A 24,445-nucleotide genomic window follows, 5' to 3' on the forward strand; every position below is an offset into this window, starting at 1 on the left:
GCAGGTGACTACAGTCTTGCCTGAGTGGCGTCGCTCGGGAACGCGGCTTTGACATCGTAGATGACATGGCGCGGCTGGGCCAGTGCTTTGATGGCCTGGATGCCTTTCTCGATGAAGCAGTCGTGGGCGACGGCGATGACGATGCCGCCGTAGGTGCCCGCCTGTGGTGTGTCGACCAGTTCCATGCCGTACTCGTTCCGGGCGAATTCGGCGTCGACCCAGGGATCGTGGAGGTCGACATCGATGCCGTAGGTCTGGAGTTCGTGGACGATGTCGACCACGCGCGTGTTGCGGATGTCGGCGCAGTTTTCCTTGAAGGCCAGGCCCATGACCAGCACGCGGGCGTCGCGGGTGTCGATGTCCTTGCGGATCATGTGCTTGACCAGCTCGCCGGCGATGTAGCGACCCATGCCGTCGTTGATGCGGCGGCCGGCCAGGATGACCTCGGGGTGGTAATCGACGGCCTCGGCTTTGTAGGTCAGGTAATAGGGGTCGACGCCGATGCAGTGGCCGCCGACCAGGCCGGGGCGAAAGGGCAGGAAGTTCCACTTGGTGCCGGCGGCTTCCAGGATTTCGCTGGTGTCGAGGTTCAGCCGGTTGAAGATCAGCGCCAGTTCGTTGACCAGGGCGATGTTGAGATCGCGCTGGGTGTTTTCGATGACCTTGGCGGCCTCGGCCACGGCGATGGAGCTGACGCGGTGGGTGCCGGCCTGGACGACGCTGTTGTAGAGCGCGTCGACGAATTCGGCGGCTTCGGGGGTGCTGCCGGCGGTGATCTTGACCACGTTGCGCAGGCTGTGGGCCGTGTCGCCGGGGTTGATGCGTTCGGGGCTGTAGCCGACGTGGAATTGTCGTTTGGTCGTTTCGTCGTTTGGTCGTTTTGAAGTTGGCTCGCCTGCGGCTTTGCCGGTTTCGTTAGTTGGGCCGTGCTGGGTTTCGGCGTGGGAGGTCCCGGCTCTTCGCTGCGCTTCGGCCGGGACGACAGAGGGTTCGGGGGTGCGAGGTCCCGGCTCGGAGGCCGGGACGACACGATGGTCGGGTTCTGTCGTCCCGGAAACGCCGGAGGCGTTATCCGGGATCTCGCTTCTGTTCGTCGGGCCGTGCTGGGTTTGGGCGTGCGAGGTCCCGGCTCTTCGCTGCGCTTCGGCCGGGACGACAGGAGTGTCCCAGGCGCATTGGAGGCCGCTTTCGTTTTCCAGGATGGGGACGCAGACTTCCTGGGTGCAGCCGGGGTAGACGGTGGCTTCGAAGATGACGATGTTGCCGGGCTGCAGGTGGGGTGCGATTGTCTTGCAGGCGTTTTTCAGCGGCGCCAGATCGGGTCGTTTCTGGCGGTCGACCGGCGTGGGGACGGCGACGATGTAGACCTGGCAGTCGGCCAGGTCGTCGGCGTCGGCGCTGAAGGTCAGCTGCGTGGCGCCGGCCAGCAGTTCCGGGGTGACTTCGCGCGTGGCGTCCGCGCCCGCCTGGAGCTCGCTGACGCGGCGGGCGTCGATGTCGTAGCCCAGGGTGGGCTGGCGTTCGCCGAAGGCGATGGCCAGTGGCAGGCCGACGTAGCCCAGGCCGATGACGGCGATGCGGGCTTGTTCGGGGCTGGGAAGTTCGGTGTTCATCCGACGATCGCTTGTGGCTGCGAGGGCTGGAATGGAGTATGCCAGAACTTCCCGGGCGGCAGGACCGGGGTTGTCCGTGGGCAGGGCCTGCTCGGACAGATGCAAAGATTCCGCTTTCAGTTTGATTCATAGGCTGCTGAGCCTGCACAAAAAAAGGGCGAAAAAGTTTTGTGATTGTGGTCACAATCTGGTATTTTCTGTCCAAAGCCCGCCAATCGAGGGAGACCGGGGCATGAGCAATGTAGAAGATCTCGCACGTTTTGCCCGCCGAGCGAACCCGTCGGAAAAGCCGATCGGGGACAATCTGTTCAGCTCGGTCGAAGCCGTGTGGGACCGCGTCCAGGACCGCGAAATTGCGGGCATGCTGCTCGATGCCATCCCGGGTATCTTTTTCCTGGTCGATACCCGGTATCGAATCCGCCTGTGGAATCGCCGGCTGCAGAAGCTCACCGGTTTCAAGTCCGAGAAGATCATCCGCATGTCCGTGCTGGATCTGTTCGATGACTCCGATCGTGTGGAGATGGAACTGGCCCTGGAAAAATGCCTGATCGAAGAGCAGTCGACGGTCGATACTTCGGTGGTGATCGAAGAAGGCTCGAGTCCGCTGCACCATTTCCAGAATCAGCTGGTCGAGCTCGACGGCGAACAGATGATCGCCTGCGTGGCCATGGACGTCTCGCGGCTGAAGGAAGTCGAGGCCGAGCACGCCCGGCAGCGCGTCCAGCTCGAACGCCTGGCAAGCCATGTGCCGGGTACCGTCTATCAGCTCCAGCGCGACCACGATACCGGCCGGCTGTGGTTCCCCTACGCCAGCGCCAAGTTCCACCAGGTTTTCGGGATGGATTACGCGGACGTGGCCGAGGACGCCAGCCCGCTGATCGATCGCATCCACGGGGCCGACTCGGATCGCGTGATGCAGGCGCTCGAGCGCAGCGCCGAGACCATGAAGCCCTTCTTCCAGGAACTGCGGATGTATCCCGTCGGCCGTGCGCGCACCGACGATGCCATCGAATGGATCGAAATCGATTCCGGGCCGGAAAAGCTGTCCGACGGCAGCGTCGTCTGGCACGGATTTGCGCGGCTGGTTACGCATCGGCGCCAGCTCGAACGAAAGTTGACGCAACTGGCCTACTTCGATGAACTGACCGGTTTGCCCAACCGGGCGAATCTGCAATCCACGCTGCGCGATGAATTGACGGCCGCCGTATCTGCCCGGGAAGGCCTGGCCGTTCTCTATCTCGATCTCGACAATTTCAACGACATCAACGACGCCTGGAGCCATGCCGCGGGCGATCGCCTGCTAAAGGAAGTGGGCGAGCGGCTCAAGTCGCTGGTCGATGGCGAGGGCATGCTGGGTCGCATCGGTGGCGACGAGTTCCTGGTCATTCTTCGCGGGCAGCGGGTCCGCGAACAGGCCGAGGCGCTTGGCGAGGCCATTTGCGACACCATGAATGCGCCGATGCACCTGGGTGATCGCCAGGTTCGCATGACCATGTCGATCGGCATCAGCATGTTCCCCTGCGATGCCGAAACGGCGGAGGACCTGATTCGCCATGCCGATGCGGCGGTCTACAACGCCAAGTCCCAGGGGCCGGGACGCGTCGGGCGCTATTCGCGCGAACTGACCGAGGCCGCCCGCGCCCGTCGATATCTCGAAACGGAACTGCGCACCGCCATCGAAGGTGAGCAGATACAGGTGGCGCTGCAGCCGATCGTGTCCCTGGAAGACGGCAAGACGGTCGCCGTGGAAGCGCTCGCACGCTGGTATCACTGGGAGGACGGCTGGCTGTCCCCGGACCGCTTTGTCGCCATGGCCGAAAAGCGGGGGTTGATCGGCGCGCTGGGTGAGCAGGTCTATCGCAGGGCCATGCAGGCCGTCGCCGATATGCCCGGCATCACGCTCGCGCTCAATGTGGCGCCCGGCCAGTTACAGGATTCGTCATTCGCCAGGCGTCTCGTCGATCTGGCCCAGGACTGCGGCCTGGGTGCGGAACGCATCGAAGTCGAATTGACCGAGCGCGCCTTTCTGGGTGACGGCACCCTAGCGCTCGACCAGATCGATCGGCTGCGATATGCCGGAATCAACGTGTCGATCGATGACTTCGGATCGGGTTTCTCCTCGCTGGGTTACCTGAGACGGCTGCCGGCCCAGCGTCTGAAGATCGACCGCATGTTCGTGCGACAGATCGAAAACGACCCCGCCAGCGCGGCCATCGTCCGTGCGGTGACCAGCCTGGCCCACGACCTGGGCATGGAAGTCACCGCCGAGGGGGTGGAAACGGCCAACGAGGCGGAATTCGTGCGCAGCGTGGGCTGCGATTATGCCCAGGGCTGGTATTACGGGCGGCCGGATCTGGTGGAGTAATTTGGTTGGCTTGTTGGCTGGTTCGCTAGTTCGCTGGTTCGCTGGTTCGCCGGTTAGCTGAGTCTGTCGCTTCAGAAGCGCCGTGAGGCATTATCCGCAGCCTTGAGTTTTAGGGTGGCGACTCAAGCCGCGTCATCGATCTCCCAGCCGGGAAATACCAGGACGGCAGGGTGGCAATCGAGTGCTCGCGCCAGGATCTTGGCGCGCTCGACGCCGAGGTTAATGCGACCGTTCTCGATGGCGGAAATCGTGGATTGCGCGATACCGGTCATATCAGCCAGATGATTCTGACTGAGTTCCTGGAGCTCGCGGACAATCCTCAGGGATTCACCCGGCGAAACCTCGACGTGGGTCCTGGCCTGGACGAATTGTGAGTGTTCATTTCTTTGCATAGTCACGCGGATTGATGTCTATAACCTTGATGAGGAGGCGGTTACCTTCTACGCGATAGATAATTCGCCATTGAAGGCCAAGGCGACTCGAGCGGTATCCTTTCCATTCGCCCTTCAAGGTCTCGTCGCGAAAGCCCTTGATACGTTCGAGTCCCTGCGGGCCGGTAAGTCGGGCGATATCTTTCCATTTTTCATAGCGCTTTAATACTTCCAGCGGCACCTTCGCCTTGGCCAATTTTCTGTCGACCTTTCGGTGTTCCAGAATCTGCCACATACCATTTATGATATAGGGTGGCCGTGAATTGTCAAGCGACAGCTACGGCAAAGACAAAAAACCCCGGCGCAGTGGCCGGGGTTTTTTGATCGCGGGGCTGCCACCGCCTTTTAACGGGTGTCAGCCTTCGCCGTCTTCCTCGTCACCTTCTTCGTCGTCCTCCTCGTCTTCGAGGTCGGAATCGACGTAGAACATGCCTTCGTCACCGAACAGGTAGTTTTCCGGCAACCAGGCGGTCATTTCGCCGGCTTCGCAGTCGACGTCGACGGTATCGACGAGGGCCAGGATGGCTTCGTCCTCGTTTTCGTCGTACTCGGCAGGCAGGTCGGTATCGAGCTCGAAGGCGTCTTCGAGATGCAGGTCGCCTTCTTCGTTCACGATGCCCGTGGACAGGCAGATCACGCCCGTCGAGGGTAGCGGCTGGGGCTGGTACGTCAGCGTGTGTTCATCGCCGGGCTCCAGGCCGTGAGCGTTGAAGACGAAATCGAACAGCGGCGCCATCCAGCGATACATGATGCGTGCGTTGGCGCCGTCTTCGACGGCTTCGCCGGTGTCCGGATCCTGTTGGGAGAAGTCCAGATGGGCGATGCTGGACATGCCGGCCTGCCCGTCCGGGCCACCGGGCTGCGGGCCGCCGCGGCAGAAGTCCGGGACGCCACCTTCGTCATCGTTACCTTCTTCGTCGTCATCGTCGTCGCCGTCGTCCCCCGCCCAGGGTGGCGGGCCTCCGCCCCAGGGTGGGCCCTTGTCGGGGTCGTCGTCGCCGCCTTCGTCGTCATCGTCGTCGCCGTCGTCCCCTGCCCAGGGTGGCGGGCCTCCGCCCCCGGGTGGGTCCCCGGGTGGTCCGCCAGGCGGTCCGCCGGGCTGGGCGTTAATGGGGCTGCCGGCCAGCAACATGGACAGGCCGACGATTCCTATTAGCAATTGAAAGGGGGTTGGGGATTTCATCATGTCGTCCTCGATTATGTGGTTTCGAAGTCGATCGGTCCGGTTGGAACCGATGGGAAGCGGCCGGACGACGAGTCCCCTTCCTCTCGCGACCGGTCCGCAACGACCGATCTTGCAGCGAACATTAGCAGGAATGCCGAGGGCAGACCATGACGGGTTTCACAGAATGGAAAAATGGAATTTCCGGAGGCCGTGCCGGAAGATAAGTGGAGGTCCCGGATAACGCCTGCGGCGTTTCCGGGACGACACATAGGGGGGTCTACGCTGGCGCTCCCGCGTCCCGTGGCGCTGTCATCCCGGAAACGCCGCAGGCGTTATCCGGGATCCCGCACGGATCGGTTGGCAGTGAGTTGAGGCCGTGGCGGAAGATAAGTGCGGGGTCCCGGATATTAGCTACGCGAATTCCGGGACGACAGATAGGGGACTCTACGCTGGTGCTCCGCCCCGGGATCCGGGTACGTTTCGCGCCCGCCACTGGCACTGCAGGCAGCGGGCGATGGGATCGACGGGGCGCGGGGCCTGGTCGTTCATGGGCGATTCGGCCGGCGGTGCGCTCCTGCCGGGATTGTTCGAGGTGCGGAAGCCGAAGCGCTCCCAGACTTTCTCGTGGAAGAAATAGGCGATGGTGTTGACGGCCGGCTCGATCATGGCCACGGCGCCGCCCAGCGCCAGGCTGCCGGTCAGCAGGTAGACGACGGCGAAGGCCACGCTCATGTGCATGATTGCGAATGTGACGGTTTTCCGACTGGCCATTTCCGGGATTCCTGTGATTCGAATTGAAACAATAACGATTCTCGCTCATTGGGACAAATGATTATCGGGATTGTTTCAATAGCACAAGGCTATTGCCCGATGGCCTGGCGATGATTCGTGGATGACCGCGCCCGTCGTCTGGCGTAGCATTTCGCCCAACGACAGACACTTCCAAGGCAATCCCATGAGCCAATCCCTGGAAATCCGCGCCGCCCGGCACGGTGACGAACTGCTCCTGCTCGATCTCATCCGCGAGCTGGCCGTCTACGAAGAACTGGCCGACGAAGTCGAGGCCACGCCCGACGACCTGGCCGAATCACTGTTTGGCGCCGGCGCAGTAGCCGAGGCGGTGATCGCCGAGTGGGACGGTGAGCCGGTGGGGTTCGCACTTTTCTTCCGCAACTTCTCCACCTTCGTGGGTCGGCCGGGCCTGTACCTGGAGGATCTGTTCGTGCAGGAGCCGCATCGCGGCAAGGGCATCGGCAAGGCGCTTTTGCTGCACCTGGCCGGTATCGCCCGGGCCCGCAACTACGGCCGCATGGAATGGAGCGTGCTCGACTGGAACAAGCCGGCCATCGATTTCTATCACAGCCTCGGGGCGAAGCCGATGTCCGAATGGACGGTGTTTCGGCTCGACGAGAAGGCCCTGGCGGGCTTGTAGGATAGGGCGCTGCCTTACGACCGGCTGTCGTCCCGGAAACGCCGCAGGCGTTATCCGGGATCTCGCAGGGACCGGTTGGCAGTGGGCTGAGGCTGAGCTGGAAGATATGTGGGAGGTCCCGGATAACGCCTGCGGCGTTTCCGGGACGACAGATTGGCTCCTGCCGGGACGACAGGCGGCCTTCAGCCTTCATTAAGCCAGAGTGTGGCAAACTGCTGACCTTCAATCAAACGAAAAACTGGATGCGATCGTGTCGACTTCGCAGGATGTCATTTCGGAAGGGGAGGTGACCCGGCTGCTTTCCGAGCTGCGTGAGCAGCCCGATACCATCGATCGTATCCTGCCGTTGATCTACGATGACCTGCGCGAAGTTGCGCGCTGCCAGCAGGCGCGGTTCGGATCCACCCCCACCCTGCAGACCACGGAACTGGTGCACGAGGCGTTTCTCAAGCTGCGCAACAGCGCCGATCAGAACATCCGCAACCGGATGCATCTCAAGCGCCTTTCCTCCCTGGCCATTCGCCAGCTCATCGTCGACCATGCCCGCAGTAAGCTGGCGGCCAAGCGCGGCTCCGGCCAGACACCGCTGAGTCTCAACGAGGAACTGGCGGATTCCGGCAATGGCAGCGAGGAGACGGTCCTGATGATCGACGAGGCCCTGGCGCGGCTCGAGGAAGCCAACCCCAGACTGGCCGAGGTGGTCATCGCACGCTTTTTCGGCGGCCAGACGGCCGACGAGATTGCCGAAATGCTGGATATTTCCGTGCGCACCGTCCAGCGCGACTGGGAACGCGCCCGTGCCTGGCTGCTGGTGGAAATGCAGAACTGAAGTATGGTCGAGGGGACCAATCGCAAGCCCTCCGGGCGACTGACGCCGGCCCGCCGCCGGTTGCTCGACCGTCTGCTCGACGACCTTTTCGATCGCTCCGAGGATGAACGCGCCGAGGCGCTGGCCGAATTGCGCGAACGGGCGCCGCGGCTGGGTGCCTGGCTCGAGCGTTTGCTGGCTGCCAGCACGGAGCCCGGCGGCATGCTGGATGAATCCGCTCGCCCGCTCATGGCCGATGCCCTCGAGGCCAGGACACGCGGCGACGAACAGCCCTTGAAACCGGGAACGCGACTGGGACCCTGGCGGCTGACCGAGCTGGTTGGCACCGGCGGCATGGGCGAGGTTTACCGGGCCGAACGCGCCGACGGGACTTTCGACATGCAGGTGGCCGTCAAGCTGATTCGCAGCCACAGCGAGGAGCTGGCCCGCCTGCTGACCTTCGAGCGCCAGACCCTGGCGATGCTCAATCATCCCGGAATCGCGCGCCTGCTCGACGGCGGGGTGACCGAAGACGGCCGGCCTTACCTGGTCATGGACTGGGTTGAGGGCGAAACGCTCGACGAGTGGCTCGAGAACCAGCGCCCCGATCCGGCCACGATCCTGCGGATATTCAAGGAAGCCTGCGAGGCGGTGGTCGCCGCCCACCGCGAACTCATCGTCCATGGCGACATCAAGCCCGCCAATCTCAAGGTCACCGATTCGGGACGGGTCTGCCTGCTGGATTTCGGCGTGGCCCGGCTGCTCGATCGCGACATGCAGCACGATCTGCCCGCGGCGATGACGCCGGGCTTCGCCGCGCCGGAGGTGCTCGAGGGCCGATCGGTCTCCACCGCGGCGGATATCTACGGCCTGGGCGCGCTTCTCCATTGGCTGGTCCATGGCCAGCCGCCGGGTGCTTCCGGTCAGTCACGAGCCGGCCGGCGCGGCAATGCGTTTCGGCGCCATCGCGATGTGGATGCCATCATCGAGCGCGCCACCCACGCCGATCCGGCCATGCGCTATGCCACGGTCAACGCCCTTTCGCTGGATATCGAGCGGCTGGAAAGTGATCAGCCCGTCCGGGCCCGTGCCCCGGGCCTGTTCGAGCGTATGGCGTTGTGGTCGCGGCGTCACACGGTGGGGGCGGCGCTGGGCGTGCTGGCCATCGTGTTGCTGGTCGGCGGGGTATCGGCCGTGGCCTGGCAGGCGCGGGTGGCGGCGGTCGAGCGCGATCTCGCGCGTGCCGAGGCGGCGCGCTCCAATGCACTGCGCGAGCATTTGACCCTGCTGTTTCGCGAAGTCGGCAGCCTGTCGGAGGACACCGAGAATCTGACCGCGCGTGAACTGCTGGACAGGACCGCCGACGTCGCGGGTGAGTGGCTGGCCAACGATCCGGACCTGCGCCAGCAGGTCAATGCCGTGCTGGGCGAGATCATGATCGCGCTCAACGACTATGCCGCCGCCGAGCCGCTGCTGGCCGATTTTGCCGAAAGCGACGAAGGCACGAACAATCCGCTGCTGCGCTCCATTGCCTTGCTGGATATGGCACAGGTGCATCATCGCAAGGGTCGGGTGCAACCGGGACTGGAAGCGGCCGATGAGGCGGTAGGCATCCTGGATTCGCTGCCGGGTACGCATCCGGCGAGAATGTCCGATGCGCTGCAGATCCGCGGCCGGATTCGGCGCGACCTGGGCCAGTGGGAGGGCGCGCTGGCGGATCTCGAGCGGGCGCGCGATCTCGCGCTGGAAGTCTCGGCCGGCCCGCGTCCGCTGATGGCGCGGGCGGAAAACAACCTGGCCACGACGCTGCTCATCGGCGGCCGGCTGGAAGCGGCCGCACGGCATTTTGAGGCGGCCGAGGCATTATGGCTGGCCCTCGACCGCGGTGATGCCAGCGACGCCCTGTCGGTGACGTCCAATCTCGCCTCGGTGCTGGATCGCCTGGGCCGCACCGAAGAAGCCGAGCAGCGCTTCAAGCGGGTCATCGAAGTGCGCGAAGAACGATACGGCCCGTCCGGTGCCATGGCCGCGGCCCGGCTCAATCTGGGCCGACTGCTGGTCGTTCGCGGCGCCCTGGACGAGGCCGAAACCCACCTGCGACGCGCCAGCGAGGTGTTTGCACGGTTCATCGGCGACGAAACGCCGGATTACGCCGCCGCCCAGCTCGGCCTGGGTGAACTCGCACAAGCCCGCGGCGACTTCGAACAAGCGCTTTCGCACTACTCGCGTTCGCGCGAGATCATGACCGGATTGCTCGGGCCGCAACATCCCTACAGCCTGCAGACGCGATTGTCCGTGCTCAATATGCAGCGCCGCCTCGATGACGGTTTCGACCCGCAGGCCTACGCAGCGCTTACGGCCGATGCGGAGGCGGCCGGGGGCGCCGCCCGCTCGGTACTTTCCACCATTGCCTGTGATCGGGCCCGTTTCGAGATGGAGCGCGGACGACGGGAGCCGGCCCTGGCGCAGGCCCGGCAGTGCCTGGAACTGCGCGAGACACTCGGCCTCGGCGGCTGGCGCAATACAGAGGCCCGGGCGTTGATTGCTGCGGCCGAATCGTCCGACGGTCGCAACGTCGAGGCATCCGGTCAGCTCGTCGATCGCCTGGCGCAGGAAATGAATCCCGATCATCCGGCCGTCACCTGGTTCCATGGCGGCCCGACCCCATAGGCCCAGCGCAGCGTCTCCCAGCACCCGTAGGATGCGTGGAGCAACAGCGCAACGCATCGTTTCCGCTTGAGTTCCGGCGCGTGACCCTCATTCAATAGGCAGCAAACCAAGTTTCCTCAGGCAGTTGCAGGCATGGAATTCAAGGATTACTACAAGACGCTGGGCGTCGAACCCGACGCCTCGGCCGATGACATCAGAAAGGCCTATCGCAAGCTGGCGCGCAAGTACCATCCGGACCGCAACAAGGAATCGGGTTCGGAAGACCGGTTCAAGGAAGTCGGCGAGGCCTACGAGGTTCTCAAGGACCCTGAAAAGCGCAAGCAGTACGACCAGTTACGCGCCGGCGGCTGGCGCGGCGGCGAGAATTTCGAACCGCCGCCGGGCTGGACGGGCGGCGTTCGTGGTGCCGGCAGGCAGGCCCGTGGTGGACAGGGTTTCAGTGACTTCGGCGATTTCAGCGATTTTTTCGAAACGCTGTTCGGCGGCGGTCTCGGCGGTATGGGCGGCGGCAGGGGCGCCGGTGCCCGTCGCCAGGCGCGCGCCAAGGGCCGCGATATCACCGCCAGCGTCGAGATCGACCTGGATACCGCCTTTCACGGCGGCAAGCGCCGCATCACCCTCGATCGCGACGGGCAGCGCCAGAACCTGGATGTGAACATCCCCGCGGGCGTCACGCCCGGACGAAAGATTCGCCTCTCGGGCCAGGGCGAGCCCGGCATCGGCGGCGGCCCCTCCGGCGATCTCTACATGGAAGTGAACATCGCGCCGCATCCGCTGTTCCGCCTGGAGGGCCGCGATATTCACATCGACCTGCCCATCGCGCCGTGGGAAGCCGCGCTGGGCGCGGAAGTACGCGTACCCACGCTCGGCGGCAAGGTCACGACGAAGATCCCCGCCGGCTCGTCCAGCGGCAAGCGCCTGCGCCTGAAAGGCCGCGGCCTCCCCGGCAAACCCGCCGGTGACCAGATCGTCAATCTCAAGGTCGATGTTCCCAAGCCGAAGACTGACCGGGAGCGAGAGCTGTACCGGGAGTTGGCTGAGGAAAGTGGCACGAACGTTCGTGAAAAAATGTAGTTTAGGGCTACGTCCCCGACCGACGGCTGTCGTTCGCGGTCTTGAATCGGATCTCGTTCGAGTGATTTTCGGATCCTAAAAAAGTTATCTCAATCATGTGCTTGTAGATTTGATTGGAAAAAGTGGCTGTCGTATAATTGCACCACATTGATGTCGTACTTTTGCAGCTGTCATGACCTGTCGCACTTTGAAAAGCCGAATTCGCTACCGTGTCAGTCGAAGCCGTCAGGATGTCTTCCTGGTCCGCGATTTTCTGGATTTGTCTGATCGCGACCAGGTGGGTCGGGTGCTTCGTGAATTGATCGGGGAAGGGCGACTGATTCGAATCGGCCAGGGACTTTATGCGAGGGCGCGGCGGTCCTCGGTGTCCGGACGCGTGATTCCGGTCAAGGATCTTCCTCGACTGGCAGACGAGGCACTGCGCAGGCTGGGGCTGACCCCGACGCCTTCTTCGCTGGAGCGACGCTACAACCGGAGCGAAACTACTCAGGTGCCTACGGGGCGCTACATCGGGGTTCGGGAGCGGGTTTCCCGAAAGATCGGCTATGACGGAAAGTACATGACCGTCGAGCGTGCAGCCTGATCGACAAACCATCGAGGATGTAGCGGCCGAACTGGGTGTTGCGCCCGCTTTTGTCGAAAAGGACTGGCACGCCGTTCGTCTACTCGATGCCATCAGCCAAAGAATAGCAGCGCCACCTACCCCTGTCTTTGCAGGTGGAACCAGCCTTTCAAAAGGCTATGGATTGATCAAACGATTTTCCGAAGACCTCGATTTTCGTCTCGATCCCGCGTCCAGGGACGCAAGTGATCGCTCGCTCTGGCGTAGTTTTCGTCGCCGCCTGGTTGAGATTGTCGGCGATGTCGAAGGCATGCAGCCGAACACCGGCGGGCTCGAGTTGGGCAGCAGTTTCTGCAAACTTCCCGTGCAATACCGCAATACTTTCGACGTTCCCGAGTCATTGCGTCCGCACCTGCAGCTTGAGTTCAGCTACCGCGGCCCTCGACGGGAGCCGAAACTGCGCGAAGTCTCTTCCTTGATCGGCGAGGTTGCCGGCTCGACGGCCGAACTTGAGATTTCCTGCCTGGTGCCCGAGGAAACGGCGGCCGACAAGCTTTGCGCTCTGACCTGGCGCGTACTGCACCGAAATCGGGACGCGATCAATGACGATCCCACAGTCATTCGGCATTTGCACGACCTGAAGGCGATGCTACCCGTTCTGGAAATTGATCAGTGCTTTCTGGAAGATGTCAGAAAGGCGCACGACGCTGACAATGACACGCGCAAGCGCCGCATCGGCATGAGCATTGGTGAGGGCATGAGGAAAGCGCGGGAAAAGCTGAAGGATGATCCGTTGTGGCGTGAAGAGTACGACCAGTTCGTGGCTGGCACGTGGTACGGAGAAGAATCAGCCAAAATTCCTTTCGAGGACGCGGTCTCTGGGTTCGATCACTTGATTGTCCTGCTTGAGAAAGGAGGTTTAGGGGTCGAACCCACTTAGTTGCAGCGAGTACCCGCCGCCGTTTGGAGTCGCCCTGGCTCCTGAAACCTGACTCATCTCAGACCCTCGCCGCGGGCATAATGGGGTTTCTTCCATACGCCAAGGTATGCCGTGACCGAAACCACCCCCGCCGCCTACCCAAACATCTTCCGTCCGCTCGATCTCGGGCACGTGACGCTGCCCAACCGGATCCTGATGGGTTCGATGCATACCGGGCTGGAAGACCGGCTGTGGAACTGGCCGAAACTGACCGCGTATTTTGTCGAACGCGCGAAGGGCGGGGCGGGGCTGATGGTCACCGGCGGTATCGCGCCCAACCGGCGCGGCTCGCTGGCGCCGCTGGCCTCCAAGCTCACCAACCGGCTGGAAGCTCGCCGGCACCGGCGCATGACCGACGCGGTCCACGAAGCCGGCGGGCGCATCTGCATGCAGATCCTGCACGCCGGGCGCTACGCCTATCATCCATTCTCGCTCGCACCCTCGCCCATCCAGGCGCCGATCAATCCGTTCAAGCCGAAGGCACTCTCGGGTGCCGGCATCGAGAAACAGATCCGGCATTTCGTACGCGCGGCAAAGCTGGCGCAGCACGCCGGTTACGACGGCGTGGAAGTGATGGGCTCGGAAGGCTACTTCATCAACCAGTTCCTGGTGCCGCGCACCAACAAGCGGACCGACGAGTGGGGCGGCTCGTTCGAGAACCGCATGCGCATTGCCGTCGAAATCGTGCGCCGCACCCGCGAGGCGGTCGGCAGCGACTTCATCTTGATCTATCGCCTGTCGATGCTCGACATGCTCGAAGACGGCAACAGCTGGGAAGAGGTGGTCGAGCTGGGCAAGGCCATCGAGGCGGCCGGGGCGAGCATCATCAACACCGGCATCGGCTGGCACGAGACGCGGATCCCGACCATCGCCACCTCCGTGCCGCGCGCCGGTTACGCCTGGGTCACGCGCAAGTTCCGCGACACGGTAAAGATTCCGCTGGTGACCACCAACCGCATCAACATGCCGCACACCGCCGAGGAAGTGCTCGGGCGCGGTGATGCGGACATGGTGTCGATGGCGCGGCCCTTCCTGGCCGACCCGGAGTGGGTCAACAAGGCCCGTGCAAAGCGTGCCGACGAGATCAATACCTGCATCGCCTGCAACCAGGCCTGCCTGGATCATGTGTTCGAAAACAAGAAGGCGAGCTGCCTGGTCAATCCGCGCGCCGGGCACGAGACCGAGCTGGTCATCCAGCCGGCCACCCGGAAGAAGCGTGTGGCGGTCGTCGGCGCCGGCCCGGCCGGACTGGCGGCGGCCACCACTGCGGCCGAGCGCGGACACGACGTGGTGCTGTTCGAAGCCATGGATCGCATCGGCGGGCAGTTCAACATGGCCCAGCGCATCCCCGGCAAGGAGGAGTTCGTCGAGACGCTGCGCTACTTCGGCCGACAGATCGAGCTCAAGAACGTCGACCTGCGCCTGAATACGAAGGTCGATGTCGCCGGACTCAAGGAAGACGGCTTCGACGAAGTGATCGTCGCCGCCGGGGTGATTCCGCGCGACCCGAAGATCCCCGGCCAGGATCATCCCTCGGTGCTCGGCTATATTGACGTGCTGCTGCACGACAAGCCGGTGGGCAAGCGCGTGGCCGTCATCGGTGCCGGCGGTATCGGTTTCGACGTTTCCGAATTCCTGGTCCACGGCGAAGTCCCGGACGAACCCGATCCGGACGAACCCACCCCGGAGGATTTCTTCGAGCAATGGGGCGTGGACATGTCGATCGAGCGCCGCGGCGGTGTCGAAGGACTCGAGCCCGACTTTCACGAACCGGCGCGAGAGATTTACCTGCTGCAGCGCAAGACCACCAAGCACGGCAAGGGCCTGGGCAAGACCACCGGCTGGATCCACCGCAAGTCACTTAAGCACTTCGGCGTGAACATGCTCGGCGGCGTCAGCTACGAATCTATCGACGACGACGGCCTGCATATCCGCATCGACGATGAACCGCAGGTGCTGGCAGTCGACAACGTCGTCATCTGCGCCGGCCAGCTCTCACGCACCGAACTGGTCGAGCCCCTGGAAGCCGCAGGCATGAACGTCCACGTCATCGGCGGCGCCCACATCGCCGCTGAACTCGACGCCAAGCGCGCCATCGACGAAGGCACCCGCCTGGCGGCGGAAATCTGATCGGGTCTTCTGCCGAGCCGTAGGATGCGTGGAGCGTCAGCGCAACGCATCATCCCTCCGCCAGAAACAGATGCGTTACGGCCTTCGGCCTTCACGCATCCTACGGGGGTTGCGATGAATCGTTTGGATTCCTAAACTGCTCCTCGGGCTTTGGCTGTGGGTGTTGGATGACTTCCTATCGCCGTGTCTATATTCCCGGGGGCACGTACTTCTTCACCGTCAATCTGCTGGACCGACGTTCGACCTTGCTCATCGATCGAATCGAAGAGTTGAGGCGCTCTATTCAGGCGGTACGACGTGAACTTCCGTTCAAGATTCATGCGTGGGTCGTCCTGCCTGACCACATGCACGCATTGTGGTCTCTGCCGGATGGGGACAGCGATTTCTCGAATCGCTGGCGGCTGATCAAGGCACGTTTTTCCCGCAGGTTGGGTGGGTTCGAGCCTCGTACCGGGAGCAGACGGCTGCGTGGCGAGCGATCGATCTGGCAACGCCGATTCTGGGAACACCTCGTTCGGGACGATCGGGAGTTCGAGCGCTACATGGATTACATTCATTTCAATCCGGTCAAGCACGGCTACGTCGAACATGTCTCCGAATGGCCGTACTCGACCTTCCATCGTTGTGTCGAGGCTGGTCTGTACCCACCGGAATGGGCTCATGTAACCGGGGAGTTCGAAGGGGCGTATGGCGAGCGTGACGAGTTTCGCCAGGTGCGTGGTAAACGTCGGGGCTGACGCCGAATGAGGGCACAGATGCGTTTCGGCCTTCGGCCTTCACGCATCCTACGGGATCAGTGCCTGGTCGCAGGCCGTTGGATGCGTGAAGCGTCAGCGCAACGCATCATTCAAGCGGAGGGTAAGGGGTCAGTGCCCGGTGGTTGGCCGTAGGATGCGTGGAGCGCTAGCGAAACGCATCTGTGCGTCACAGTAATCGAGCACCCGGTGCGTCGATGGGCGAGATGATGGCGGTGGCTGCCAACTCGGCTTTTTCGAAGGCCTCGACCATGGCCGGCGCGGCGGTGTGGGCTTCCGGGGCGCTGGCGAACCAGGCGAAGATGCTCGGTCCCGAGCCGGACAGGCTGGCGCCCAGGGCCTGGTGATCGAGCGCCGCTTGCTTGACCGCACCAAAGCCGGGAATCAGGCCGGCACGGCGCGGTTCGACCAGCACGTCCGTCAGGCCCGCGCGGATCAGGTCGAGATCGTTGCCGTAGCAGCCCGCCAGAACGCGCGCCAGGTTGGCCTGGGCGGCGGTGATGTCGGTCAGGTCGAACGGCGCTTCCAGCGCTTGTCGGGTTGCCCGCGTTTCGATCGTCATTTCCGGTGTAGCCACGACGGCCGTCAGGCCATCGGGCACGGGAATGCGAATCAGATCGTCGCCTGCGGCCAGTACCAGCCCACCAAGCAGTTGCGGCCCCACGTTGTCGCCGCAGTCGGCGCCCGAAGCCACCCGTTCGCCTTCCAGTGCGTAGGGGTAGAGCGCCGAATGCGCCAGCGGCTCGTCGAGCAGCGCGTTCGCCGCCACCACGGCCGCCACGGCACTGGCCGCCGAGCCGGCCAGGCCCGATGCCAGCGGGATACCTTTGTCGATGACGAGTTCGATGCCGGCATTCGGCGCGTGGTCGGCCAATAACGCGGCCACGGCGCGCGAGGCGGTGTTTTCTTCGCAGACGGTGGGCAGGTCGGTGGCTACGCCGGTGATCCCGTCGATACGCACACCAGGCTCGCCGACAAGGCGCGCCGTGACGCGATCACCGGGGCCTTCGATGGCGTGCCCGAGCAGGTCAAAGCCGACGGCGACATTGCCGACGCAGGCAGGGGCGGTTGCAGTTTCCGTTGCCGTTCGATTGTTTGTCATCGTGCTTTGGCTCCGCGATTTCTTTCGACGGTTCGCTGGTTGGCTTGTTTGCTTGTTCGCTGGTTTGGCGCGGATGGCATTGCGGGGCGGCTTCGCCAAGATGGATCAGCCACAACGCCCAATTTTGGGGCAGGTTGGGGTCGCATCCGCGAGGGACGCCCCCTTTGTCGTCCCGGAAACGCCGAAGGCGTTATCCGGGACCTCGCAACTGTCGGGCGGCAATCAGCCGGTCCGTGCTGAATCTTAGCGTGCGAGGCCCCGGCGCTTCGGCCGGGGCGACACGGATTCGTGCTAACCGGCCAATCCGACCCACCAAACCGCCACAGCGAACATGATCGCGGCAGCGGTCACGGCCGCCACGGCCGGCTTCCAGCCATGTGCCTTCAGCTCGGATGGCTGCACGGTCGTCGCCAGGGCCGCCATGGCCATGGCGAAGGCGAAGACCGAGGCCTGGGCGACGACTTCGAGAAAGCTGTTCCAGACGGCATGCTCGGTGCCGAGCAGGGCATCGACACCGCTGCGTACACCCGAGAGCAGGATGAAAGCGACGATGAACAGCGGCAGGCTGACTTTCGCCGAGCCGCCTTCGTGCCGGCGCGAATACAACCACACCAGGCCGGGGATCATGACCAGCATGCCGGCGTTGCGCATGAGCTTGGCCACGGTGGCCGCCACCAGGGTGCCCTCGGCATTCCAGGCCTGTTCGTGCAGTGCGGCGGCGGCGGTGACCTGGGCGGTGTCATGGATGGCCACGCCCATGACGAATCCGATCTCCTGCGGCGTATCGAACAGGTGATTCAGTGCCCAGGGGTAGAGCAGCGTCGCGGTCAGGCCGATCAGCGCGATGCAGGCGATGGCATAGCAGATTTCGTCGCTTTTCGCCTTCAGTCCGGGTGCGGTGGCGGCAATGGCCGAAGCGCCGCAAATGGAGGTGCCGGCTGCCAGCAGGATCCCCAGCCGCGGCGCGGTGCCCGCCAGGCGGGCGAGCAGCAGGGTTACGCCCAGCCCCACCAGCACGACCAGGATCACCAGCGGAAAAGCCTGGGCGCCGAGCTGCCCGAGATCGGCCAGGCTCAGCCGCAGCCCGATCAGGGCCACGGCGATCTTCAGCAACGGTCCGCGAGCGAAATCCAGGCCCGGTTTCCAGGCAGGGCGGCGATGTGTCGGTCCGGCCAGCACCAGCCCGGCGAGGATGGCCACGAGCATCATGCTCAGCGGCAGCGAACCCACCGGCGGCGGCAACAGGGCGACCAGGCGCACTACCACCCAGGCGCCGACGGCAATGCCCAGGGCAATCAGCAACCCGGGCCATTTGTTCGAAGAAACCATTACTTGCGAGATACAACGCGACAACAAAGGCATGATAGGTTAATCGAAGTCGGTGATCCGTGGTCGGTGAACCGTGATTCGGAACCCGAAACCCGGAGCCAGTTCTTCCTGAACCCTGAATCCTGAACCCTGAACCCTATTTAAATGGACACAAAACAAAGCATCGTCGAAAACTGGCTGCCGCGCTATACCGGCACCGAGCTGGATGGTTTCGGCGGACACATCCTCCTGACCAACTTCGACAACTACGTCGACAAGTTCGCCGCCGCCATGGGGGTGGAAGTGCAGGGCAGGGACCGGCCCATGCGCACCGCAACCGCCGAAGACATCACCATCATCAACTTCGGCATGGGATCAGCCAATGCCGCAACCATCATGGACCTGCTTTCGGCCATTCATCCGCGTGCCTGCCTGTTCCTGGGCAAGTGCGGCGGGCTCAAGAAGAAGAACAAGCTCGGCGACATGATCCTGCCGATCGCCGCGATTCGCGGCGAGGGGACCTCGGCCGACTATTTTCCGCCCGAAGTCCCGTCACTGCCGGCTTTCAAACTGCAGCGCGCGGTCTCCTCGACCACCCGCGATCACGGCCTCGACTACTGGACGGGCACGGTCTACACGACCAACCGCCGGGTGTGGGAGCACGACAAGGACTTCAAGAAGTACCTGCGCAAGACGCGCTGCATGGCCATCGACATGGAAACGGCCACGATCTTTACCACCGGCTTCGCCAACTCCATTCCGACCGGCGCGCTGCTGTTGGTTTCCGACCAGCCGATGGTGCCCGACGGCGTCAAGACAGACGCCTCGGATCGAGCCGTCACGCAGCACTACGTCGACAAGCAGATCGCCATCGGTATCGAAGCGCTCAAGGAGATTCGTGACGAGGGGCGTTCGGTCAAGCACCTGCGCTTCGACTGATGAGCGAGGCCGGCACGCTGTGGGTGGTCGCCACGCCCATCGGCAATCTCGATGATCTCTCGCCGCGTGCGAAATCCCTGCTCGAATCGGTGCCGGTCATTGCCGCCGAGGACACGCGCGTGTCTTCACGCCTGCTGGGCGGGCGCGCGGAGCGTGCGGAGATGGTCAGCCTGCACGAGTATAACGAGGCGCGCGTGGTCGATCGCCTGATCGAGCGTCTGGCGTCGGGTACCGACATCGCCCTGGTCAGTGACGCCGGAACGCCGCTGATTTCCGATCCCGGCTATCGGCTTGTCTCCGCGGCGCATGAGGCCGGTGTTCCCGTGCGCACCGTGCCGGGCCCCTGCGCGGCCACCGCCGCGCTGTCGATCGCCGGCCTGGCCACCGACCGCTTCTGGTTCGAGGGCTTCCTGCCGGCGAAGCCCGGCGCCCGCCGCAAGCGGCTTCAGGCGTTGTCCGGTCAGACGGCCTCGCTCGTCTTCTATACGCCGGCCCGCGACCTTCCGGATGTTCTCCGGGACATGATCACGGTCTTCGGCCCGAAGCGGCGCGCCACGCTGGCGCGTGAACTGACCAAACTGCACGAAACCGTCAGACGTGACGAACTGGAGCCGCTCCACGACTGGCTCGTTGCCGACACCGACCAGCAGCGCGGCGAAGCCGTCCTGGTCGTCGCCGGCAGCGAAGACGCGCAACCCGTCATCGATCCGGCCGTCCTGGCCGAGGAACTCGCCCGCGAGTTGCCCCCGTCCCGCGCCGCGAAGGTGTTGGCGCGGCTCACGGGTCTTAATCGCCAGGAGGCGTTTGCGCTGATCGAAGCGCGCAGGAAATAAGCACGCGTTGGTTGGTTTGCTTGTTGGCTTGTTTGCTGGTTCGGCAACCGGACGCATTGGTGGGCGGCTTCGCCGCGAGGGCCATGGTGCAGCCTTATAGCGTTGTCCACCCCAGCCGCGACCGCGACTCATAAACGTGCAGGCCGGAGTCAAACCCTGACGGACGAGATTTCAGTTTCTGCTGTCACTTCGCGGCGCAGCCGCCCCGCAACGGTATCCGCGCCGAACCAGCCAACAAGCGAACCAGCCAACCAAATCACCCCTGCCTGCTAAAATCGCCCCACCTTCGGACCCACCGGCCGCATCCGCCACCCCATGCCCATCGTCATCCTGATCCTGATCGCCGCCGTCGTGTTCCTGCCCCAGTGGTGGGTCAAGCGCGTGCTGGCAAAGTACCGCAAGCCCGATGACCGTTACGAGGGCACCGGCGGCGAGCTGGCGCGGCATCTGCTCGACCGGCTGGGACTCGAGTCGGTGGCCGTCGAGCAGACCGATTCGGGGGGTGACCACTACGATCCCGATGCGCGCGCCGTCCGGCTGAGCCCGGAGCACTATGGCGGGGCTTCGCTGACGGCCGTGACGGTTTCGGCGCACGAGGTGGGCCACGCCATTCAGCATGCCGACGGCTACCGGCCGCTGTTGTGGCGCACCCGCCTGGTCAAGACGATGCAGCGTTTCCAGCGCTTCGGCATGGTGCTGCTCGTACTCGCCCCGGTCGCCATGCTGGCCCTGCGCCTGCCGCGCGCGGGGCTCTTGTTGCTGGCCATGGCGGTCGCCTCGCTGGCATCGGGTGTGATCGTGCACCTGATTACCCTGCCGACCGAGTTCGACGCCAGCTTTCGCCGCGCCCTGCCGTTGCTCGACAAGGGCGATTACCTCAAGCGTGAAGACCGTTGGGCCGCCCGCCGCATCCTTACCGCGGCCGCGTTCACCTACGTCGCCGGCGCGTTGATCGGCGTGGTCAATTTCTGGTGGTGGATGAGACTGCTTGGACGCTAACGCGTCCCGCGCGTTGGCTTGTTCGCTGGTTTGCTGGTTGGCTGGTTCGGCATCCGCGGGATCGTTCGGAGTTCTTCCTTGATCATGATCAATAAACGCGAGGGCCTTCTTGCCTAGCATGCGCGCCGGCTAATATTCAGGAAGAAAACCGACATGTCCGACATCTACGCGGACGTGCAGGCCAGTTATGGTCGTTGCACGCGTAAAAAGGGGTTCATCACGCGCTTCTACGGGCTGCTGCTCGAGAGTGACCCGCGAATGGAGCCGATGTTCTCGCACACCGATTGGACCAAGCAGAATAAGGCGCTGCGCCGCGGCATCAGTATTGCGCTGACTTACGCCGGCGGCTCGAAGATCGTGGAGCGTTCGCTCGAGGAAATGGCCGAGGTCCATTCCCGCAAGGGGCGCGTGCCGGTCAAGCCGGAACTCTACACTTTCTGGCGGCAGAGCCTGCTGCAGGCCGTGCGCGAACATGACGACCGCCTCACACCGCCGCTGGAAGAAAAATGGGCCGAGGCGCTGAAGAAGACCACGGATTTCTTTGTCGAGCGGTACTAGCCTTTCTCAGGTTTGTCGTCCCGGACAACGATCCGGGACCTCGCACACTTGCGCTGGCACGGCCAGACTCAATGCCACCCGAACGCCGCGAGGCCCCGGATAATCACGCGCTACCGGCATTCCGGAAGCCCTTCTTTCGCCTGACGGCGAAAACCGGCCTTCCTCCATTGCCTGCGCTACGCGATTTCCGGGGCGACAAAATTTCCCGAACTCTGAACCCCCGAACCCGGAACCCGGAAACCTAATAACCCACCCGTCCGATATAATCGTCCCATGTACCCAACCATTTCCGCCCGGTCGGCCTCCGGCCGCATTTTCCTGATGATCGTGATCGCCCTGGCGGCGATCGCCACGGGTATCGTGGTCTCCTCGATTCTGTTCGATCGCACGCAGGAATTGCGCGCCGCGCAGGCCTTCCCCGAAGCCCGGCCGCTGCCGGACTTCGAGCTGCGTACCGGCGGCGGCGAGGCGTTTACCCCCGAGAGTCTGAAGGGGCAGTGGTCGCTGTTGTTCTTCGGCTTCACCAACTGCCCGGATATCTGCCCGGATACCCTGGCGGTGCTGGATGCCGCGATCGAGGACCTCGACACCAAGGGCGCGGAATCGAAGCCGCAGGTGGTGTTCATCTCGGTCGATCCCGAGCGGGACGACGCGGAGGCGCTGCGCGACTATGTGGGCTGGTTCGACGAGTCCTTCATCGGCGCCACGGGTTCGGAAGCTGAGCTGAAGTCCCTGACGAAGAATCTCGGCATCTACTACGCCCTCGACGAGCCCGATCCCGAGTCCGGTTTCTACACCGTGGATCACTCGGCATCGATCCTGATCGTCGATCCCCGGGGCCGGCTCTATGGCCGCTTCGCGCCGCCCCTGGATCGCCAGGCCATCACCGCAGACCTGTTCGCGCTGGCTCGATGAAGGGGCCGCTGTCGGTGCGGCTGCTGGTGTGGCCGCAATACGTTCTGCCGCAGAAACTGCTCACGGCCATCGCCTGGCGACTGTCGTCGTGTCGCTGGCGCTGGTTCAGCCAGCCCTTCATTCGCGTGTTCGTGAAGTTGTTCGGCGTGGATCTTGCGGAAGCCGAACGCAGCGACCCGGCCGAATACGACTGCTTCAATGACTTCTTCACCCGCTCGCTCGACGAGAGCGCACGACCCATCGCCGACGAGCCGCATCGTCTGGTCTGTCCTGCCGACGGCACCGTCAGTCAGCTCGGTCGTCTGGCGGACGACACCATTCTCCAGGCCAAGGACATCGACTATACGGCCACCGAATTACTGGGTTCGCCCGAGCGAGCGCGGCCGTTCGGGGACGGCCACTTCGTCACCGTCTATCTCTCCCCCAACGATTACCACCGGGTGCACTCCCCGATTGCCGGAAAGGTGGTCGAGGAAGTGCGCGTGCCCGGGCGGCTGTTCAGCGTCTCGGCCAACACCACCCGGGTCGTGCCGCGGCTTTTTGCCCGCAACGAGCGCATGGTGGCCATGCTCGAGACCGAGCACGGCCCGGTGGCCGTGGTGATGGTTGCCGCCATGCTGGTGGCTGGCATCGAGACCGTCTGGGGTGGCGCCGAAGACCGTCGCCCCGGCGCGGACATCCGCACACGGGCCATAGACGGATGCGAGCTTGCCCGCGGCGGCGAACTGGGCCGTTTCCACTGGGGCTCGACCGTCATCGTGCTCACGCCGAAGGACTTTCCAGGCTGGCGGAGCGATCTGTTGCCCGAACAGCGGGTACGCATGGGGCAGGCACTGACCTGATGAAGTGAGTCGAGGGATCCGGATTGGCGATTCCGTGGCCCAAGGGGCTGGGCCCGCCTTGAAAAATTCCAAATCCGAAGCACCAAGTACCAAACAAATTCGAATGACCGAAATTCTAATGCTCCAAACGCATTGGCTGGGGCGGCGGTTCTCCGAGAGTGGCACAATGGCGGTGAACTTATCAGGCGCTGCATGCGTTAAAGCTTGCATGAAAAACATAATCGTCATGACAAGCGCCACTGTATTCCTGTCTTTCCTGCTGTTGCTCGCGGCGCCGCTGGCGGCACAGGAATCGTCCGAATCCGATGAGACGTCCGAATCCGAGCCGGTCACCACGCCGTCGCAGCGTGCGGCCGAGTCCGACTACGTCGCCCTGGCCCAGCTCGATATCTACAAGTACGAGGAAAAGCGCGAGGTCCCCGTCGGGGGTGCTTCCTGGTTCGACGTCCTGGTGCCTTACAAGGTGCCAGCGCCGATCGAACGGCTGAAGGTGGTCGAGGAGGGCTTCGGCGAAGGCAAGTGCTACTTCGAGGACGTCGAGTTGTTCACCGAGATGCCGCGCTACCTGCTGTTCCTGGTTAATTACGAAGACGGCGACCCAGGCGAAGTTCGCGGCCATCCCGATGGTTGTGCCTTGCCGATCGTTATTACGACCGACAACCAGTATGTGGTGCGCTGGCCGATCGAGAACATGCGTTTCGAGGAAGATGTGGAATCCCTCGTGCAGGAATTCGAGTTCCAGGGGCCCGGTGCCTTCATTGATCTAAGCGACCTCGTCAGCTACCGCCGCGAAGAAGAAGTCGAACGCCTTCACCTCGTGCCGGCGAACGACGACCGCGGCCGCCGCGAAATCTATCGCTATACCCGCGGTATTCCCCTGGGCACCTTCCGCGCGGAGTTGATCGGCACCGACAATCTCACCAAGGACCGCATCCAGCGGGGGAACTAGGACGACAGATGGGGCG

General features: G+C 63.6%; 22 protein-coding genes and 1 pseudogene. 16 read left to right on the top strand and 7 right to left on the bottom strand.

The genetic code is table 11. From position 1 onward, the window contains the following. Positions 1 to 8: 8 nt before the first annotated feature. Positions 9 to 1,613, bottom strand: a complete 1,605-nt coding sequence (locus tag DZK26_RS02330) for a nucleotide sugar dehydrogenase (protein WP_181918356.1) — start codon at positions 1,611 to 1,613, stop codon at positions 9 to 11. Between the two features lie 232 nt (positions 1,614 to 1,845). Here DZK26_RS02330 and DZK26_RS02340 point away from each other — a divergent pair, with 232 nt between their 5' ends. Next, positions 1,846 to 3,978 (top strand): EAL domain-containing protein, encoded by a 2,133-nt coding sequence (locus DZK26_RS02340; RefSeq protein ID WP_181918357.1) that lies wholly within the window; start codon positions 1,846 to 1,848, stop codon positions 3,976 to 3,978. 122 nt (positions 3,979 to 4,100) lie between these two features. Here the strand turns inward: DZK26_RS02340 and DZK26_RS02345 are convergent, their stop codons facing one another. The 4 genes and pseudogenes from DZK26_RS02345 to DZK26_RS14480 form a co-directional block, all read right to left on the bottom strand. Then, positions 4,101 to 4,370, bottom strand: a complete 270-nt coding sequence (locus DZK26_RS02345; protein WP_116897931.1) for a helix-turn-helix transcriptional regulator — start codon at positions 4,368 to 4,370, stop codon at positions 4,101 to 4,103. Beyond that, complete coding sequence (locus DZK26_RS02350) at positions 4,357 to 4,644, bottom strand: type II toxin-antitoxin system mRNA interferase toxin, RelE/StbE family (protein WP_116897932.1); 288 nt, start codon at positions 4,642 to 4,644, stop codon at positions 4,357 to 4,359. Before DZK26_RS02350 ends, DZK26_RS02345 begins: the two co-directional genes overlap by 14 nt. Positions 4,645 to 4,764: 120 nt before the next feature. Further along, complete coding sequence (locus tag DZK26_RS02355) at positions 4,765 to 5,592, bottom strand: hypothetical protein (protein ID WP_147316848.1); 828 nt, start codon at positions 5,590 to 5,592, stop codon at positions 4,765 to 4,767. A 576-nt stretch (positions 5,593 to 6,168) separates the two neighbouring features. Further along, positions 6,169 to 6,345: pseudogene (locus DZK26_RS14480) on the bottom strand (DUF2061 domain-containing protein); the annotation flags it as partial. A gap of 184 nt (positions 6,346 to 6,529) precedes the next feature. Between DZK26_RS14480 and DZK26_RS02365 the strand changes: the two are divergent. From DZK26_RS02365 to DZK26_RS02400, 8 genes are all read left to right on the top strand, one after another. Continuing rightward, entirely contained in the window at positions 6,530 to 7,006 is a 477-nt protein-coding gene (locus DZK26_RS02365; protein ID WP_116898002.1) for a GNAT family N-acetyltransferase, read from the top strand. Positions 7,007 to 7,256: 250 nt separating this feature from the next. Continuing rightward, the gene (locus DZK26_RS02370) at positions 7,257 to 7,835 is read left to right on the top strand and encodes an ECF-type sigma factor (protein WP_181918358.1); all 579 of its coding nucleotides are present in this window, start codon (positions 7,257 to 7,259) and stop codon (positions 7,833 to 7,835) included. Positions 7,836 to 7,838: 3 nt separating this feature from the next. Beyond that, positions 7,839 to 10,484, top strand: a complete 2,646-nt coding sequence (locus DZK26_RS02375; protein WP_116897936.1) for a serine/threonine-protein kinase — start codon at positions 7,839 to 7,841, stop codon at positions 10,482 to 10,484. Positions 10,485 to 10,616: 132 nt separating this feature from the next. Further along, on the top strand, positions 10,617 to 11,558 hold the full coding sequence (locus DZK26_RS02380) for a DnaJ C-terminal domain-containing protein (RefSeq protein ID WP_116897937.1): 942 nt from the start codon (positions 10,617 to 10,619) through the stop codon (positions 11,556 to 11,558). A 172-nt stretch (positions 11,559 to 11,730) separates the two neighbouring features. Then, a complete protein-coding gene (locus DZK26_RS02385) occupies positions 11,731 to 12,141 on the top strand; it encodes a DUF6088 family protein (protein WP_116897938.1) in 411 nt (136 codons plus the stop codon). Further along, complete coding sequence (locus tag DZK26_RS02390) at positions 12,131 to 13,060, top strand: nucleotidyl transferase AbiEii/AbiGii toxin family protein (protein WP_116897939.1); 930 nt, start codon at positions 12,131 to 12,133, stop codon at positions 13,058 to 13,060. The genes DZK26_RS02385 and DZK26_RS02390 overlap by 11 nt, the downstream gene beginning before the upstream one ends. Positions 13,061 to 13,171: 111 nt before the next feature. Further along, complete coding sequence (locus DZK26_RS02395; protein ID WP_181918359.1) at positions 13,172 to 15,229, top strand: NADPH-dependent 2,4-dienoyl-CoA reductase; 2,058 nt, start codon at positions 13,172 to 13,174, stop codon at positions 15,227 to 15,229. Positions 15,230 to 15,396: 167 nt separating this feature from the next. Further along, positions 15,397 to 15,966: an REP-associated tyrosine transposase gene (locus tag DZK26_RS02400; protein ID WP_258870851.1), complete on the top strand. Its 570-nt coding sequence runs from the start codon at positions 15,397 to 15,399 to the stop codon at positions 15,964 to 15,966. Positions 15,967 to 16,153: 187 nt separating this feature from the next. On the opposite strand, the gene DZK26_RS02405 is transcribed toward DZK26_RS02400, so the two are convergent. Both DZK26_RS02405 and DZK26_RS02410 read right to left on the bottom strand, forming a co-directional pair. Beyond that, positions 16,154 to 17,086: a homoserine kinase gene (locus tag DZK26_RS02405; RefSeq protein ID WP_116897940.1), complete on the bottom strand. Its 933-nt coding sequence runs from the start codon at positions 17,084 to 17,086 to the stop codon at positions 16,154 to 16,156. 291 nt (positions 17,087 to 17,377) lie between these two features. Next, complete coding sequence (locus tag DZK26_RS02410; RefSeq protein WP_181918360.1) at positions 17,378 to 18,415, bottom strand: YeiH family protein; 1,038 nt, start codon at positions 18,413 to 18,415, stop codon at positions 17,378 to 17,380. Between the two features lie 144 nt (positions 18,416 to 18,559). Between DZK26_RS02410 and DZK26_RS02415 the strand changes: the two genes are divergently transcribed. The 7 genes from DZK26_RS02415 (at position 18,560) to DZK26_RS02445 (ending at position 24,429) form a co-directional block, all read left to right on the top strand. Further along, positions 18,560 to 19,333 (top strand): AMP nucleosidase, encoded by a 774-nt coding sequence (locus DZK26_RS02415; RefSeq protein WP_116897942.1) that lies wholly within the window; start codon positions 18,560 to 18,562, stop codon positions 19,331 to 19,333. After that, positions 19,333 to 20,166 (top strand): 16S rRNA (cytidine(1402)-2'-O)-methyltransferase, encoded by an 834-nt coding sequence (gene rsmI, locus DZK26_RS02420; RefSeq protein ID WP_116897943.1) that lies wholly within the window; start codon positions 19,333 to 19,335, stop codon positions 20,164 to 20,166. The genes DZK26_RS02415 and rsmI overlap by 1 nt, the downstream gene beginning before the upstream one ends. Positions 20,167 to 20,481: 315 nt before the next feature. Beyond that, complete coding sequence (locus DZK26_RS02425) at positions 20,482 to 21,165, top strand: zinc metallopeptidase (RefSeq protein ID WP_116897944.1); 684 nt, start codon at positions 20,482 to 20,484, stop codon at positions 21,163 to 21,165. Positions 21,166 to 21,318: 153 nt separating this feature from the next. Then, complete coding sequence (locus tag DZK26_RS02430; protein ID WP_116897945.1) at positions 21,319 to 21,723, top strand: globin; 405 nt, start codon at positions 21,319 to 21,321, stop codon at positions 21,721 to 21,723. A 273-nt stretch (positions 21,724 to 21,996) separates the two neighbouring features. Further along, a complete protein-coding gene (locus tag DZK26_RS02435) occupies positions 21,997 to 22,638 on the top strand; it encodes an SCO family protein (RefSeq protein ID WP_116897946.1) in 642 nt (213 codons plus the stop codon). After that, complete coding sequence (asd, locus tag DZK26_RS02440; protein WP_116897947.1) at positions 22,635 to 23,480, top strand: archaetidylserine decarboxylase; 846 nt, start codon at positions 22,635 to 22,637, stop codon at positions 23,478 to 23,480. The genes DZK26_RS02435 and asd overlap by 4 nt, the downstream gene beginning before the upstream one ends. Before the next feature lie 208 nt (positions 23,481 to 23,688). Further along, positions 23,689 to 24,429, top strand: coding sequence for a hypothetical protein (locus DZK26_RS02445; protein ID WP_116897948.1), 741 nt, complete (start codon positions 23,689 to 23,691; stop codon positions 24,427 to 24,429). Positions 24,430 to 24,445: the final 16 nt, after the last annotated feature.

The organism is Wenzhouxiangella sp. 15190, assembly GCF_003417465.1.
Lineage (GTDB): Bacteria > Pseudomonadota > Gammaproteobacteria > Xanthomonadales > Wenzhouxiangellaceae > Wenzhouxiangella.

What these genes read in the sequence shown, in the direction of transcription:
- DZK26_RS02330 (WP_181918356.1), bottom strand. Translation starts at nt 1,613, where the DNA reads ATGAACACCGAACTTCCCAGCCCCGAACAAGCCCGCATCGCCGTCATC.
- DZK26_RS02340 (WP_181918357.1), top strand. Translation starts at nt 1,846, where the DNA reads ATGAGCAATGTAGAAGATCTCGCACGTTTTGCCCGCCGAGCGAACCCG.
- DZK26_RS02345 (WP_116897931.1), bottom strand. Translation starts at nt 4,370, where the DNA reads ATGCAAAGAAATGAACACTCACAATTCGTCCAGGCCAGGACCCACGTC.
- DZK26_RS02350 (WP_116897932.1), bottom strand. Translation starts at nt 4,644, where the DNA reads ATGTGGCAGATTCTGGAACACCGAAAGGTCGACAGAAAATTGGCCAAG.
- DZK26_RS02355 (WP_147316848.1), bottom strand. Translation starts at nt 5,592, where the DNA reads ATGAAATCCCCAACCCCCTTTCAATTGCTAATAGGAATCGTCGGCCTG.
- DZK26_RS02365 (WP_116898002.1), top strand. Translation starts at nt 6,530, where the DNA reads ATGAGCCAATCCCTGGAAATCCGCGCCGCCCGGCACGGTGACGAACTG.
- DZK26_RS02375 (WP_116897936.1), top strand. Translation starts at nt 7,839, where the DNA reads ATGGTCGAGGGGACCAATCGCAAGCCCTCCGGGCGACTGACGCCGGCC.
- DZK26_RS02380 (WP_116897937.1), top strand. Translation starts at nt 10,617, where the DNA reads ATGGAATTCAAGGATTACTACAAGACGCTGGGCGTCGAACCCGACGCC.
- DZK26_RS02385 (WP_116897938.1), top strand. Translation starts at nt 11,731, where the DNA reads ATGACCTGTCGCACTTTGAAAAGCCGAATTCGCTACCGTGTCAGTCGA.
- DZK26_RS02400 (WP_258870851.1), top strand. Translation starts at nt 15,397, where the DNA reads ATGACTTCCTATCGCCGTGTCTATATTCCCGGGGGCACGTACTTCTTC.
- DZK26_RS02405 (WP_116897940.1), bottom strand. Translation starts at nt 17,086, where the DNA reads ATGACAAACAATCGAACGGCAACGGAAACTGCAACCGCCCCTGCCTGC.
- DZK26_RS02410 (WP_181918360.1), bottom strand. Translation starts at nt 18,415, where the DNA reads ATGGTTTCTTCGAACAAATGGCCCGGGTTGCTGATTGCCCTGGGCATT.
- DZK26_RS02415 (WP_116897942.1), top strand. Translation starts at nt 18,560, where the DNA reads ATGGACACAAAACAAAGCATCGTCGAAAACTGGCTGCCGCGCTATACC.
- rsmI (WP_116897943.1), top strand. Translation starts at nt 19,333, where the DNA reads ATGAGCGAGGCCGGCACGCTGTGGGTGGTCGCCACGCCCATCGGCAAT.
- DZK26_RS02425 (WP_116897944.1), top strand. Translation starts at nt 20,482, where the DNA reads ATGCCCATCGTCATCCTGATCCTGATCGCCGCCGTCGTGTTCCTGCCC.
- DZK26_RS02430 (WP_116897945.1), top strand. Translation starts at nt 21,319, where the DNA reads ATGTCCGACATCTACGCGGACGTGCAGGCCAGTTATGGTCGTTGCACG.
- DZK26_RS02435 (WP_116897946.1), top strand. Translation starts at nt 21,997, where the DNA reads ATGTACCCAACCATTTCCGCCCGGTCGGCCTCCGGCCGCATTTTCCTG.
- asd (WP_116897947.1), top strand. Translation starts at nt 22,635, where the DNA reads ATGAAGGGGCCGCTGTCGGTGCGGCTGCTGGTGTGGCCGCAATACGTT.
- DZK26_RS02445 (WP_116897948.1), top strand. Translation starts at nt 23,689, where the DNA reads ATGAAAAACATAATCGTCATGACAAGCGCCACTGTATTCCTGTCTTTC.